Source organism: Curtobacterium luteum (assembly GCF_014646995.1).
Taxonomy (GTDB): Bacteria; Actinomycetota; Actinomycetes; order Actinomycetales; family Microbacteriaceae; genus Curtobacterium; species Curtobacterium luteum.
In genome coordinates, this window is the sequence record NZ_BMOI01000002.1 from 173,985 (window position 1) to 187,342 (window position 13,358).

Annotated in this window: 14 protein-coding genes; 10 read left to right on the forward strand and 4 right to left on the reverse strand. The window is 74.5% G+C overall.

Translation table 11 applies throughout. The features are described 5' to 3' along the window. Positions 1-52 precede the first annotated feature (52 nt). On the reverse strand, positions 53-718 hold the full coding sequence (gene pnuC, locus IEY20_RS04210; protein WP_175328143.1) for a nicotinamide riboside transporter PnuC: 666 nt from the start codon (positions 716-718) through the stop codon (positions 53-55). Positions 719-854: 136 nt separating this feature from the next. Here pnuC and IEY20_RS04215 point away from each other — a divergent pair, with 136 nt between their 5' ends. After that, on the forward strand, positions 855-1,382 hold the full coding sequence (locus tag IEY20_RS04215) for a hypothetical protein (RefSeq protein ID WP_175328142.1): 528 nt from the start codon (positions 855-857) through the stop codon (positions 1,380-1,382). Between the two features lie 36 nt (positions 1,383-1,418). Here the strand turns inward: IEY20_RS04215 and IEY20_RS04220 are convergent, their stop codons facing one another. Further along, positions 1,419-2,306 (reverse strand): SDR family oxidoreductase, encoded by an 888-nt coding sequence (locus IEY20_RS04220; RefSeq protein ID WP_175328141.1) that lies wholly within the window; start codon positions 2,304-2,306, stop codon positions 1,419-1,421. A 165-nt stretch (positions 2,307-2,471) separates the two neighbouring features. Between IEY20_RS04220 and IEY20_RS04225 the strand changes: the two genes are divergently transcribed. From IEY20_RS04225 to IEY20_RS04235, 3 genes are all read left to right on the forward strand, one after another. After that, positions 2,472-3,962 (forward strand): cryptochrome/photolyase family protein, encoded by a 1,491-nt coding sequence (locus IEY20_RS04225; protein ID WP_175328140.1) that lies wholly within the window; start codon positions 2,472-2,474, stop codon positions 3,960-3,962. Positions 3,963-4,079: 117 nt separating this feature from the next. Next, a complete protein-coding gene (locus IEY20_RS04230; protein WP_175328139.1) occupies positions 4,080-5,402 on the forward strand; it encodes a GNAT family N-acetyltransferase in 1,323 nt (440 codons plus the stop codon). 122 nt (positions 5,403-5,524) lie between these two features. Next, positions 5,525-5,935, forward strand: a complete 411-nt coding sequence (locus IEY20_RS04235; protein WP_188888926.1) for a DUF2087 domain-containing protein — start codon at positions 5,525-5,527, stop codon at positions 5,933-5,935. A 432-nt stretch (positions 5,936-6,367) separates the two neighbouring features. Here IEY20_RS04235 and IEY20_RS04240 read toward each other — a convergent pair whose 3' ends face one another. Continuing rightward, complete coding sequence (locus tag IEY20_RS04240) at positions 6,368-6,571, reverse strand: hypothetical protein (protein WP_175328138.1); 204 nt, start codon at positions 6,569-6,571, stop codon at positions 6,368-6,370. A 22-nt stretch (positions 6,572-6,593) separates the two neighbouring features. Between IEY20_RS04240 and IEY20_RS04245 the strand changes: the two genes are divergently transcribed. Then, the gene (locus IEY20_RS04245; RefSeq protein WP_175328137.1) at positions 6,594-7,136 is read left to right on the forward strand and encodes a GNAT family N-acetyltransferase; all 543 of its coding nucleotides are present in this window, start codon (positions 6,594-6,596) and stop codon (positions 7,134-7,136) included. Positions 7,137-7,236: 100 nt separating this feature from the next. On the opposite strand, the gene IEY20_RS04250 is transcribed toward IEY20_RS04245, so the two are convergent. Then, positions 7,237-8,850 (reverse strand): family 20 glycosylhydrolase, encoded by a 1,614-nt coding sequence (locus IEY20_RS04250; protein ID WP_175328136.1) that lies wholly within the window; start codon positions 8,848-8,850, stop codon positions 7,237-7,239. Positions 8,851-8,932: 82 nt separating this feature from the next. On the opposite strand from IEY20_RS04250, the gene IEY20_RS04255 reads away from it, so the two are divergent. Genes IEY20_RS04255 through IEY20_RS04275 form a run of 5 tightly spaced genes read left to right on the forward strand, consistent with a single transcriptional unit; the run spans position 8,933 to position 13,323 of the window. After that, positions 8,933-9,667: a DUF4129 domain-containing protein gene (locus IEY20_RS04255; RefSeq protein WP_188888928.1), complete on the forward strand. Its 735-nt coding sequence runs from the start codon at positions 8,933-8,935 to the stop codon at positions 9,665-9,667. Further along, positions 9,664-10,326 carry a hypothetical protein gene (locus IEY20_RS04260; RefSeq protein WP_175328135.1) on the forward strand — a complete coding sequence of 221 codons (663 nt, stop codon included), beginning with the start codon at positions 9,664-9,666 and terminating at the stop codon, positions 10,324-10,326. The genes IEY20_RS04255 and IEY20_RS04260 overlap by 4 nt, the downstream gene beginning before the upstream one ends. Continuing rightward, the gene (locus IEY20_RS04265; RefSeq protein ID WP_229727863.1) at positions 10,323-11,447 is read left to right on the forward strand and encodes an AAA family ATPase; all 1,125 of its coding nucleotides are present in this window, start codon (positions 10,323-10,325) and stop codon (positions 11,445-11,447) included. Before IEY20_RS04260 ends, IEY20_RS04265 begins: the two co-directional genes overlap by 4 nt. Further along, on the forward strand, positions 11,444-12,790 hold the full coding sequence (locus IEY20_RS04270) for a DUF58 domain-containing protein (RefSeq protein ID WP_175328134.1): 1,347 nt from the start codon (positions 11,444-11,446) through the stop codon (positions 12,788-12,790). Before IEY20_RS04265 ends, IEY20_RS04270 begins: the two co-directional genes overlap by 4 nt. After that, positions 12,787-13,323 carry a hypothetical protein gene (locus tag IEY20_RS04275; protein ID WP_175328133.1) on the forward strand — a complete coding sequence of 179 codons (537 nt, stop codon included), beginning with the start codon at positions 12,787-12,789 and terminating at the stop codon, positions 13,321-13,323. The genes IEY20_RS04270 and IEY20_RS04275 overlap by 4 nt, the downstream gene beginning before the upstream one ends. The last annotated feature ends 35 nt before the right edge of the window (positions 13,324-13,358 follow it).

The following is a 13,358-nucleotide window of genomic DNA, read 5'->3' on the forward strand; positions in this document are numbered from 1 at the left end:
ACCGGTGGGGAACGCGCGGTCCGTGGCGGATCCGAGCCGTGCCTCCCGGCCGTCAGCCGACCGTCACCGGCGCCGCTGACGGCCGGGTGCGCTGCCGCATCCAGACGAAGAATCCGGTCAGCGTGAAGACGCCGTAGAAGACGTACATCAGCCCGGACGCGTAGTAGCCGGCCGAGAACAGCAGCGGGACGCCGACGAGGTCGACGGCGACCCAGATGAGCCAGAACTCCACCCACCCCTTCGCCATGCCGTAGGTCGCGAGGAGCGACCCGACGAAGATCCACGCGTCGCTCCAGACCGGCTCGTACGAGCCGAGGGCGCGGAACAGGGGGGTCAGGAGCGCGGTGCCGCCCACCATGCCCAGGACGAGCAGTCCGCGGGTCCGCCAGGAGGCCCAGCTCGGGTCGATCACGGTCGTCGCCTCCGCAGGACGGTGCGTCCAGCGGTACCAGCCGTACACGCTCACGACGATGAACATCACCTGGCGGCCGGCCTGGCCGAGCAGGTTCACCGGGTTCGGGGTGTCGAAGAGCGACCCCATGAAGACGGTGAAGAGGAGTGCGTTGCCGAGGATGCCGACCGGCCACGCCCAGACCTTGCGGCGCATGCCCCCGAGGGCGCTGAGCAGGCCGAACACGTTGCCGATCACCTCGCGCCAGAGCACGGTCTGGTCGCCGATGACGATCTGCGCGTCGAACAACCACCGCACGATGCCCATGGGCCCTCCTCGTCTCCGGTCGGTGCAACGGTAGGGCGTGCAGGCGCATTCCAGCGGCCGTGCTGCGCGGTGTGACGGCGGGCGGGCGGCGTCGCACGGCGCGGCGCCCCGGCCCACGGGGCTACGCTCGGGGACCGTGACGGACGGAGTTGCTCGGGCGAAGGCGCTGCTCGCAGAGGCGACACGGGCGCTCGACGCCGCGGACGCCCGTGACGAGGCCCTCGGCGAGTACGTCGAGCCGAGGGCGCTCCTCGGCATCAGGCGCGATCCCACGATCCGCTCGCTCGGCCGGGTGTGGCGGGTCGGCGCGCTGCTGCTCGGCTCCTCCCCCGAGACGGCCGAGCGGGTCTGGGCGACCGGCCGCATCACCCGCGTCACCGAACCGGGGCGGTCGCAGTTCGTGTCGGTGTCGGCCGAGGTGCGCCGGGCCTACCGGGCGGCAGCGCAGAAGGGGCACTCCGCCCCGGGTGACACCGTGAACCACAGCGCGGCACCGATCCCGCTCGACGAGACCCTGGTCCGGTCGGACGGGGTGCTCTTCGTCGAGGGCGATGAGCCGTTCGTCCGGTGGTCCCCCACGGCGGGCGACGCGGTGCCGCTCGAGGGGTACCTCGCGGACCGGGTGGCGTTGCTCGTCGACCCGCCGAAGGGTGCCACGGACTGAGCGCCGCGGGTAGGGGCGACCGACCGCGGGACCGGACTACAACGAGAAGCCGCCGTCAGACGTCAGTACCTGCCCCACCACCCAGCTGCCGGACGACGTCGCCAGCCACCCGATGAGCTCGGCCGGGTCCTGCGGCCTCCCGACCCGGCCGAACGGCGTGCTCGCGAGGTACTCGTCGAGCCCGTCGAGCGACCGGTCGGTCGTCTCCGGGTCCATGTAGCCCGTGTTGACCGGCCCGGGGTTGACCGTGTTGAGCACGATGCCGAGCTCGAGCAACTCCTTGGCGACGGTGGCGGTGACCCCGGCGAGCGCGGCCTTGCTCGCGGCGTAGGCGACCTCGCCGATCATCGCGCCGTGGATCTGTCCCGAGGTCATCCAGAAGACGTGTCCCTGGGCCTCGTCGTACGGTCCCGACCCCGCGATCCGGTCGCCGGGGCGCCGCGGCGTCTCCGTCCGCGGTGCCCGGCGCCGGGCGAACTCGGCGGTGAGCAGGAGCGTCGCCCGGGTGTTGACCTCCCAGAACGCGCTGAGCCGCTCGGGGGTCATGTCGAGGATGCTGCCGTCGCCGCCGCTCTTGGCGTGGTTGCAGACGAGCACGTCGAGGTCGCCGGTGAGCGCAGCTGCCGTGTCGATCAGCGCCGGGATCGTGGACGGGTCCGACAGGTCACCCGGGAGGTCCGCGAACCGGGCGCCGTCGGTCAGGTGCTCGCGGAGGCCGGCACGGACGGCGTCGAGGTCGTCACCGCCCCACGGCAGGTCGAGGTCGTGGGGGCGGTGGTGGTGCACGACGATGCTCGCGCCGAGGTCGGCGAGCTTCGCGGCGACGGCGAACCCGATGCCGCGGCGGCGCGAGACACCGGTGACGAGGGCGGTCTTGCCGGCCAGGGGCAGAGACGGGTGCCGGGGCGGGAGAGTGGAGGGCATGCTGAACCTTTCGACGGCGCCGAGCGGCGCACGGGTGGGAGTCGGGGAACGGTTCAGCGGCACTGCATGCCCGTCACCCTACACATCGCGCGCCACCCGCGGAGTCGCCGTGGAGTCGGGGGACGCCCCGCGCCGGGCCCCGGGCGCTCGCGTACCGTCCGGCGCATGACCGACCAGCGCCGCCGCCTGATCCTCCCCGGCCAGTACGGCCCGGACTTCGACGACGGCGGCCCGCTCCTCGTGGTCGAGGCCCGCGAGTTCTTCACCGCGCGTCCGATGCACCGCGCGAAGGCGCACCTCTGGTTGAGCGCGCTCCGGCACCGTGTGCAGGCGCTCCGGGACGCCGGCGAGGGCGACCGGGTCGAGCACGTCCAGGTCGAGACGCTGAAGGAGGCCCTCGTCGGTCGCAGCGACCTCGAGGTCGTCGACCCGCCGTCGCGGACGCTCCGCGCACAGGTGCGGCACTGGGGCAAGGGCACCGAGGTGCTGCCGAGCCGCGGGTTCGTCACCGACGAGGACGAGTTCGCGGAGTGGGCCGCACAGGGCACCGGCCGGTTCCGGATGGAGGCGTTCTACGAGCGCGTGCGCAAGCGCGAGGGCTGGCTGATGCACTCGGACAAGCCGGTCGGCGGGAAGTTCAGCCTCGACGACCAGAACCGCGAGTCGCCGCCGAAGGGCGCCACGACGCTCGGCCTCCCGGAGCCGTGGTGGCCCGAGGAGGACGAGGTCGACGAGGAGGTCCGGCGGGACCTCGACCGGTGGGAGCACGACGAGCTCGCCCGGTTCGTCGGGGCGGACGACCGACGCCGCTTCGCCGTGACCCCCGAGGAAGCACACCACGCCCTCGACGACTTCGTGCGCACCCGACTGAACGACTTCGGGCCGTTCGAGGACGCCACGCTCACGAACGACTGGACGATGGCGCACTCGCTGCTGAGCGTGCCGATGAACCTCGGCGTGCTGGACCCGCGCGACGCGATCGAGGCCGCGCTCGTGGCACACCGCGACGACGACGCACCACTCTCGAGCGTCGAGGGGTTCGTCCGCCAGATCGCCGGGTGGCGCGACTACGTGTGGCACCTCTACTGGTGGTTCGGCGACGACTACGGTGCGTCCGAGAACGCCCTCGACGCACACGAGCGGCTCCCCCGCTGGTGGCAGGAACTCGACGCATCCGACATCGACGCCGCCTGCCTCCGCACGGCGATCGAGGGGCTGCACGACCACGGCTGGCTGCACCACATCCAGCGGCTCATGGTGCTCGGGAACTTCGCCCTCCAGCGCGGCTACGACCCGGTCCACCTGACCGAGTGGTTCACCGACGTCTTCGTCGACGGCACCGACTGGGTGATGCCGGCGAACATCATCGGGATGTCCCAGCATGCGGACGGCGGGATGGTCGCCACCAAGCCCTACGCCTCCGGAGGGCGCTACATCGACCGGATGTCCGACCACTGCGGCGGCTGCCGCTACGACCCGACGAAGCGGGTCGGCGAGGACGCCTGCCCCTTCACCGCCGGGTACTGGGCGTTCCTGGCGCGGACCGAGCCCGCCCTGCGCCACAACAACCGGATGGCGCGTCCCCTGCAGCAGATGCGGAAGCTCTCGGACCTCGACGAGGTCATCGCCCAGGAGGCGCGGCGCGGCACCCCCTGACGGCCCACCTCGACCAGGCGCGCCGTCGCGGCGGGGCCGACCCGCGCCTCCAGTCCGGTGCCCTGCCGCGCCCGGAGCGCTGTCGCGCTGTCGCGGGCTCCCGATAGTGTCGGGGACGTGAGCAACGAGGCATTCGACGAACGGTACGAGCTGCGGACGATCGCGCCCGCACTCGACGAGCAGGGGACGCCCACGGACGAGACGGACGCGTGGATGCGCGCCGTCGGCCTCGGCTTCCACGAGACGCACCCGAAGCCGGAGCACGCCGCCACGGCGGTCGCCGAGTACGCCGCAGACGACCAGACCTGGCTCGGTGCGTACGTGCGCCGTCCGCTGCCCGGCTCCGTCGACGAGACGTGGCCGGCCGGAACCTTTGCCTGGTTCCGCAAGGCCCTGAGCTGGGGCGACGGCTCGACGGTCGACACGCAGGCGATCTCCGCCGTGACCGTCCGGCCGACCGAGCGGCGCCGGGGCATCCTCCGGGCGATGATGACGCACGCGCTCGAGCAGGGCGTCTCCGAGGGGTACCCGATGGCGTCCCTCACCGCTTCGGAGGGCACGATCTACCGGCGCTTCGGCTTCGGCTGCGCGATCCGCGAGCGGGCCGTCCACGTCCGTCGTGCCCGGGCGCTGCCGCTGCTCGCGCCGACCTCCGGTGTCGTCACCGTCGTCACGCCCGAGTGGCTCGAGGCGGGTCCCGCGCGGGACGTCTTCGCCCGCTTCGACGCCCGCACCCCGGGCTCGATGGTGCGCAACACCGGCACGTGGCCGGTCGCCCTCGGCCTGCGCGGGTCCGACGGCGAGCCCGCGCGCGACGTCCGGGCAGCGGTGCACCGGCCCGAGGCGTCCGGGGACGTCGACGGCTACGTGACCTGGCGGGTCACGGAGGGCCACGGCCGCGACGACGACACCGTGCTCGAGGTCGTCGACCTCGTCTACGCGACCGACGAGGCGTACCTGTCCCTCTGGGAGTTCCTGCTGTCGATCGACCTCAACGACGTGGTGCGGTACCGCCGCTCCCGCCTCGACGACCCGATCGTCGCGGCGCTCGGCGACAACCGCGCCCACGACGTCGACCACGAGGAGGACCACGTCTGGCTGCGCGTCCTCGACGTCCCGGCCGTGCTCGGGTCGCGGCCGTTCGCCGTCGACGGGTCGCTGACGCTGGCGGTCGACGACGCCCTCGGCCACGCCACCGGCACCTACCGGCTCGACGTGGTCGACGGTCGCGGGACCGTCACGCGCACGGACGACTCCCCCGTCGACGACGCGGACGTCCGACTCGACGTCGCCGACCTCGGTGCGCTGCTCATCGGGTCGGTGTCGCCCGTGACGCTCGCCGCCGCCGGACTCGTGCGCGCCGCCGACCCCGCCGCGGTCACCCGGCTCCGCGCGATGCTCCTGCCCGCCCGGACGCCGCACGGCATCACGTACTTCTGATGGCCGGCGGAGCGTCTCCGGCCGGGCCCTCCGACGGGCGGGCGGCCGGGCCGTCCGACGGGCGGGCGGCCGGGCCCTCCGACGTCGCTCGGGCGGTGGCGCGGGCGCGGCAGGCGGTGGCCGTGCTCGCGAGTCCGACGCTCCGCTCCGCGGTCGTCGGCGACGGCGTGCTCGACGACCGGACCCGAACCGCGGTCGACGCCTTCGACTGGGTCGACGAGGACGGCCCCGACCGCGCGCTGCTCGGTTCGACCGCGCGGACGCTGCAGCTGCTGCAGGCACCCGCGGCCGCGCTCGAGTTCGACCGCATCGGACGCATGCCGCACGCCGAGGCCGAACGGGTCCCGCTGTCGCTGCGGATCGTCGGGATCGTGGGTGACCGCCTCGGGCGGGACCGCCCGGTCAGCGAACCGGTGCTGAACGCCGCCATCGCGATGTTCGCCGAGGACGTCGCGGTCGTCCGGCGTGACGCGGTCGACCACGGGCTGTTCGAGCGGACGGACGACGGGGCGGCGTACCGGTTCGCGCGCTAGGCGTCATCGTGCAGGGCGAACGGTGGCCGCCGCGTCCGGTTGCGCTGCGCAGCTTGAACCGTTTCACCGGATCCGCAACGACCCTGCAGAGACGAGGTCGGAAGGCCAGAACGGATGCGCACGATCGTGTTCACCAGCACCCACGCCCGAGCACACGCGCAGCAGCCCGCGCTCGTGGACCTGCTCTCGGCAGGACTCGCGGCGGCCGCGGGGCCGGCACGGGATGGAGCGCCCGACTCCCGATCGACCTACCGACGATTCATGCCCGTGGAGAGCCTCCGACCGTCAGTCGGCGGCGGCAAGCACAGGGCTCGACCCGCCGAGCGCTCGCCGAGCGGGGGGCCGGCAGGCCCGCGTCCGTCGTCACGCGCCCCTCGTGCCGGAACCCAGGCCGCCGGAACAGCCGAGGTGCCGCCTCGTTGCGGGCGTCGGTCATCGTGGTGACCCGGTGCGCAGTCTGCTGACGGAACAGGGCGTCGACGAGGTGACCCAGTGCCTCCAGGCCGGTGACCACGACTGGAACCGCGCGACGGCCGGATCACGGCGGTACGCCGTGAAGGCCGTCCGTTCGGCGGCGCCGAGCGGGGCGAGGACGAAACGGTCCGTCAGCAGCGGGAGGTCGAGCACGGTCGGCACGCTCCTGGACCATACTGCTCGGATGGGACGGGCGAGGGGGACGCAGGAGCACGACGGGCTCCGCTCCGAGCGGCTGCGGCTCCGGCCGTGGACCGTCGCGGACGCCGCGTTCCGCCGTCGGCTCTGGGCGGAACGCGACCCTCGTGTGCCGGCGGGTCGGCGTCTGACAGCGGACGGCAGCCCCTCGCTCGCGGACATGGAGGCCTGGATCCTCGGCTACGAGCCGGAGCCGACGCCGGGCCTCCTCGTCGTGGAACTGGTCGAGGACGAGGCCCCGATCGGGTACTGCGGCCTGGTGCGGGACAGCGTCGCCCGGTCCGGGGACCCCGAGCTGGCGTTCGAGTTCCTCCGGACGTCCTGGGGCCACGGGTACGCGACCGAGGCCGCCCGAGCGGTCGTCGCCCGGGCCGCGGAGGTCGGCCACGAACACCTGGTCGCGACGGTGCGTGAGTGGAACACTGCGTCGCTCACCGTGCTCGGCAAGCTGGGGTTCGTCGACACCGGCGAACGCGAGCACGACCCCGTGCACGGCGACTCCCTCCTGCTCCGGGCACGGCTCCGCTGAGCCGACGGGTGCGGCTCCGTTGAGCCGACGGGTGCGGCTCCGCTGAGCCGACGGTCGACACGGAACGCGGGACGCGGCCCGCGGCCCGCGGCCCGCTGGGCTACCTGTTCGCGGTCTCGATCATCGCGATGACGTGCGGCGCAGTCCACCGCAGCAGGGCTCCGGACGGTGGAGCCGCCAGGTCCTCGCCCCATACCGCCACGGCGGCACCCGACATCGGCCCGGCGAGGCGCGCACCGGAGTCGCCGTCCCAGGACCGCAGCGACCAGTTCGCGCGGAGGTCGGCCACCGTGTAGGCACTGTCGGCCTCGTCGAGGTCGGTCGGCACTTCGTAGAGGTAGTACGAGTCGTAGTTGAGGAGGTCGGAGCCCGCGGCGTACAGGTCGCTCGCCTTCGCGCGGCGCTGTCGGCGTTCCCGGCGTTCGGCGGGGTCCTCGGTGTCGCCGTCGAAGCTCCAGTAGGTGACGCGGATGCGCGGGTCGAGGCGCGCGATCGCGGCGCGGTCGATGCCGTCGTTCCACGCCCAGACCTCGCGGTCGCCCAGGTCCGCCGCCACGGCGTTCATCCACGCGACACGGCCGTTCGCGCTGACGTCCCCACCCCACTCGTCGCCGCCGATGTGCACGGCCGTGCTCGACGGGAAGGTCTGCTCGACCTCCGCGTACAGGCTCGCGGCCAGCGCTGCGGCGGCCGGCGCGGTGGTGTCGAGTTCGCTCTCGCCCGCACGGATCCGATCGACCCACTGCGCACCGTGCCGCGCCTCGAGCAGGGCGAACGCGGCGGCCATGTGGCCGGGGGTGTCGACCTCCGGCACGATCGCGATGCCGCGCTGGTTCGCGTGGTCGGCGACGGTCCGCGCCTGGGCGACGCTGAGGAACGGGCGTCCGGTCACCCGGCTCGTCCAGACGCCGTCGTGGAGGTCGGCGTCCGCGAGCGTCTGACCGAGCACGTCGCTCTCGACGCCGACGTTCTGGTCGTCGGTGAGGTGCAGGTGGAGGAACCGCCCGCCGTGGTCCGCGAGGAGGTCCACGTACTGCTCGAGGAGCGGCACCGGGTAGTAGGCGCGCGCGACGTCGAGCATCAGCCCGGTCTCGGGACGGGCCCGGGGAGCGCGGGCGGTCGGGACGGTCGCGATCGACGAGCGGCACCCGGTCGCGGTGTACGCACCGGTGCAGGCGAGCACGGAGTACTTCCCGGCAGGGGCGCGGGAGGGCGCCGTGCGCGTCGACCGGACCGTCGTGCTGGCCCCGGGCGCGAGCGAACGCACCGCGACGCGACCGAGCGTGTACTTCCCGGAGCCGGCGGCGAGGTACAGCCAGGCGTCGAGTGCCGGCTTCCGCACGGAGGACGTGTTCTTCACCGTGAGCGCTGTGGTGACCCGAGTGCGGGTCGAGGTCACGGTGCTGTGCGCGGTGACCTTGGTGACCGCGAGCCTCGGGGCGGTGGACGTGCCGGCGGTCGCGGCAGCGCGGGCCGACGACGCAGCGACCGTGGCGCCCGCGGTACCGGCAGCGCGGACTGACGACGCAGCGACCGTGCCGCTCGAGGTCCCGGTCGCGCTGGCGGGCGACCCGGCGGCTGCACCGGCCACGACCACGCCGCCGACCCACACCGCGACCACGAGCCCGATGGCGACGGAACGCCGCACCCGGCGCCGCACCCGCGACCCGGCAGGTCCGGCCGACCCGTCCTGTTCGTCCACTCCCAGTCCCACGGCACTCCCCCGATCAGCCTCGATCGTACCGGCAGCGACGGCACCCCTGTGGCGCGGGCTCGCCGCGGGGTAGCGTGACGCCATGGCCAACGACGACGGACCGCCTCGCCGCGGCATCCCGGTCGTCCCGGTCGTCACCTTCGTCCTCAGCACCCTCGTCGTCGTCGCTGCGGGCCTCGGCGCGCGACCGGTCCTGACGGGTGCCCGGTGGTCCCCCGCCGTCGGCGTGGCCACCGTGGCCCCGGAGCAGCCGCCCGCGTCGGTGCCCGCCACCGACGAGCCGCAACGGTTCGGCGCACAGGCAACGCAGCACGTCGACGTCACGTGGCTCCTCCCCGTCCTGGCGCTGGTCGTCCTCGTCGCCGCGGTCCTCGTGGTGCTCCACTTCCTCCGGAACCGGAACCGCCGCGACCGCCTCGGACCGATCGACGTCGGCACGCTCGCAGCGGACGTGCTGTCCGAGCCCTCCACCGCGGTCGGACTGCAGCGGATCCGGCGCGGGATCGATCGCGCGCTCGCGGTGCTCGCCGAACCCCGCGACCCCTCGGACGCCGTCACCGCGGCGTGGCTCGGACTGCAGGAGTCCGCGGACGACGCCGGCTTCCGTCGGGGGCCGGCGGAGACCCCGACGGAGTTCACCACGCGCATCCTCCGGCAGCTCGACGTCGACGAGACCGCCCTCGGCACCCTGCGCCGGTGCTACCTCGCGGTGCGGTTCGGTGGCGTCCCCGCCACCGCCGCCGACGTCGACGCGGTGCGTGCCGCGCTCCGGACGCTGCAGCGGCAGTGGGCCGCCGTCCCGACGGGTCGGCCGTGAACCCCCGCGCCACCGTCGGCGTGGTCGTGTCCGCCGCGGTCGCGGCGGCCGTCGTGTGGTTCTTCGGGGTCGGCGTCGTGCAGTCCCTCGCCGTGGGCGGCGTCGTCGCCGCCGTCGGCCTGACCTGGACCGCGATCAGTGACGGTGTCCCCGCGATCTGGCCCGTGCTTCCCGTCCGGTCCGCACCCGGCGCCCGACGGGAGCTGTCCGAGACCGCGTGGGCGCTGCGGTCGCGCGGCGGTGTGCCGGAGCGGGCGCTGGCCCGCGCCCGCGCGGTCGCCCGGCACCGACTCCGGACGCTGCACCGTCTCGACCTCGACGACCCGCACGACCGGGACGCGGCCGAAGCGCTCATGCCGGCCGCGGTCGTCACGGTCCTGCTGCGTGAACGGGGGCCCGAGCTCGACCTCGCGACGTTCGCGAACGTCCTCGGGGCAGTCGAAGCACTCGGCGACACGGACAGCCGGACCCCCGGACGCGCCGCGGCCGAGACCGGCGACGACTCGAGCGTCCGGACCCCCGGACGCCCCGCGGCCGAGACCGGCGACGACTCGAGCGTCCGGACCCCCGGACTCGCCGCGGCCGAGACCGGCGACGACTCGAGCGTCCGGACCAGCAGCCGTCCCACCGACCCGACCGCGACCGAGAGGCAGCCGTGACTGCGACACCACCCGAGGCCCTGCCCCCGCTGACCGTCACCGACGTCGCCGCCCGGGCGCAGGAGGTCCTCGACACCGTCGGCGCCGTCGTCGTCGGGATGCGGGAGCCGCTCGCCCTGGCCTTCGCGAGCATCCTCGCCGGGGGCCACGTCCTGTTCGAGGACGTCCCCGGGCTCGGCAAGACCCTCGCGGCCCGGAGCCTCGCCGCCGCCTGCGGCCTCGACTTCCGGCGACTCCAGTGCACCCCCGACCTGCTCCCCGCCGACATCACCGGCTCGTTCGTCTACGCGCCGGCCACCGCCGAGTTCGTCTTCCGACCGGGCCCCGTCTTCACCGGGATGTTCCTCGCCGACGAGATCAACCGCACGTCCCCGAAGACGCAGTCGGCGCTGCTCGATGCGATGGCGGAGGGGCAGGTCACCGTCGAGGGCGAGGGCTTCCCGCTCCCCCGCCCGTTCCACGTCGTCGCGACCTCCAACCCGATCGAGTACGAGGGCACGTACGCGCTCCCGGAAGCCCAGCTCGACCGCTTCATGGTCCGCCTGTCGGTCGGGTACCCGTCGCGCGAAAGCGAGCAGCGCGTGCTCCTCAACCGCGTCGGCCGGCGGCACGAGGTCGCCGAGGTCCCGGCGGTCATCGACGGCTCCGACCTGCTGCGGATGCAGGCGAGCGTCGAGGGCGTGCACGTCGACGAGGACATCGCGCTGTACTGCGTCGACCTCGCGAGCGCGACACGGGCGCACCGCGACGTCCAGGTCGGCGCGTCGCCGCGCGGCGCGCAGGCGCTCATGCTCGTCGGTCGGGCGCGGGCGGTGATGGACGGACGCGACTTCGTCACGCCGGAGGACGTCAAGACCGCGGCGGTGGCGGTGCTCGCGCACCGGGTCTCGTTGACGCCGCAGGCGTGGGCGAACGGGGTGGACCCTGCGCAGATCGTGCGGGGCATCGTGGCGCAGGTGGCGGGACCGCCGGTGGTGGGCGCGGGCGGCGGTCGCGGTGGGTCGCCCGCAGGCGGCGGTCCGGGTGCGTCGGGCGCGGGCGGCGGTCGCGGAAGGTCGCCCGCGTCCGCCGGTCGCGGGCTTCCCGGCGTTCCCGGCGTTCCCGGCCTGGAGGCGCGGTGAGCGTCCCCGACACATCTCACGCCCGGCCCGGGGCCGGCTCCGACACCGCGCCGGTCTGGGTCCGCAACCCCGCCCTCGTGTTCGGGCTCGCCGCGGGGGTGTTCCTCGCCGGCCTCGGCCTCGTCGCGGGGCGGCCGGAGCTCGCGGTCGTCGCGCTCCCCGCCCTCGTGACGGCCGGCTTCGGCGCACGTGGCCGCCGTTCCGGGCTGGGGATCGGCGGCGGAGCGCCCGTGCGGACGACGACCGAGCTCGCACCGTCCGACTCGGGCCGCGGGGTCAGGTACCGGACCGAGGTCACGGCGACGGACCCCGCCGAGGCGGTCGCCGTCGAGTTCCGGGTCGCGGGCGACCGACGCCACGTCGTCGTGGTGGACGCGCGGACGGCCGCGCGGCTCTCCGGCACCGTACCGGTGACCCACTCCGGCCCGCAGGAGATCCTCCGCACGCACGTCTCACTCCTCGGTCCGGGGGGCACTGCGCTCAGCGCCCCGGCTGCCGGCCCGGTGGCGTCGGCGGTGGTCCCGCCACCACACCTGCCGGTGCAGCACCTGCCGATGCCGCACCGGGTGACCGGCATCTCCGGCGCGCACGACTCCGCTCGTCCCGGTGACGGCGGCGAGTTCCGGGACGTCGCCGCCTTCACCCCCGGGGACCGACTCCGCAGGATCGACTGGCGACGCACCGCACGACGAGCCGAACGCCCCGGGGACCTCTACGTCCGGCGCACTTTCGCCACCGCGGACGCACTGGTGGTGCTCGTCGTCGACGGACGTGACGACCTCGGCCCAGACGTCACCCGGTGGAGCGGTGCCCGGCACGGAGCGCACGAGACGACCTCGCTCGACCTCGCCCGCGAGGCCGCCCTCTCCCTGGCGACCGCGTACGTCGGAGCCGGGGACCGGGTCGGCTTCCGGGCCCTGGGCGGTGCCGCGCGATCGGTCGAGCCGGGCGGCGGAACGCGGCACCTCGAACGGCTCCGGTCGACGATCGCCACGGTGACGCCCACCGGCGACGCAGACGGCCCCACGCGGATGCCGCTCGTGCCGGCCGCATCGCTCGTGGTCGTCCTGTCCACGTTCCTCGACGACCAGCCGGCGACGATGGCGACGACCTGGGCGGCCACCGGGCACCGGGTCGTCGCGGTGGACGTGCTCCCGACCCCGGACCTGCGCCGGGCCAGCAGACACGAGCGCCTCGCGTTCCGGTTGCTCGCACTCGAACGCGAGGACCGGCTCGCCGAGATGACCGCCACCGGTGTCGAGCGCATCAGCTGGCAGCGCGACGACGGCAGCTCCCCGGCCGTGCAGCTCCGGCTCCTCAGCCGTCCGCGGCGGGCCGGGTGAGCTTGCGTTCCCGAGCCGAGCGGACGGGCGCGCCCGCGATCGGCCGCGCGGTCCCGGCGTGGACGATCGGTGCGCTCGGCCTGGTCGCGGGGATCCTCGGATCGGTCGTGGTCGTCGGGGCGAGCGGCTGGCTCGTCGTCGCGGTCCTCCTGGCCGTGGCCGCCGCGGTCCTGCCCCGCGGGCCGTTCGCCGCCCTGTTGGTCGTGCAGCTCGCGATCGCCGGGCTCGACGGGGCCGACGTCGCCGTGCTCGTCCTGGCGACGCACCTCGTCCTCGCGACGAGCCTGCTCTGGGCGTGGACGCCGCGCACCGCCCGGGTGCAGCTCCGGGCCCTGCTGCCCGCAGCGATCCGGTTCGTCGCCGTGCAGGTCGCCGTGCAGGCGGTCGCGTTCGTCGTGGTCGCCCTGTTCGGCGACGCCGGGCCGGTCGGTGGCGTCTGGCTGGCGGTCGCGGGGGCGGTGGCCCTGCTCGGGCTCGCGCTCGGCCTGGTCGTGCCGATGCTGCTCAGGACCGGGGAGGACACGGGGCGCTGAGCGCCCGGCACCGCACCAGCGGGGCGCTGAGCGCC

Coding starts and splice junctions, on each gene's coding strand:
- pnuC (WP_175328143.1), bottom strand. CDS start 718: ATGGGCATCGTGCGGTGGTTGTTCGACGCGCAGATCGTCATCGGCGAC.
- IEY20_RS04220 (WP_175328141.1), bottom strand. CDS start 2,306: ATGCCCTCCACTCTCCCGCCCCGGCACCCGTCTCTGCCCCTGGCCGGC.
- IEY20_RS04225 (WP_175328140.1), top strand. CDS start 2,472: ATGACCGACCAGCGCCGCCGCCTGATCCTCCCCGGCCAGTACGGCCCG.
- IEY20_RS04245 (WP_175328137.1), top strand. CDS start 6,594: ATGGGACGGGCGAGGGGGACGCAGGAGCACGACGGGCTCCGCTCCGAG.
- IEY20_RS04255 (WP_188888928.1), top strand. CDS start 8,933: ATGGCCAACGACGACGGACCGCCTCGCCGCGGCATCCCGGTCGTCCCG.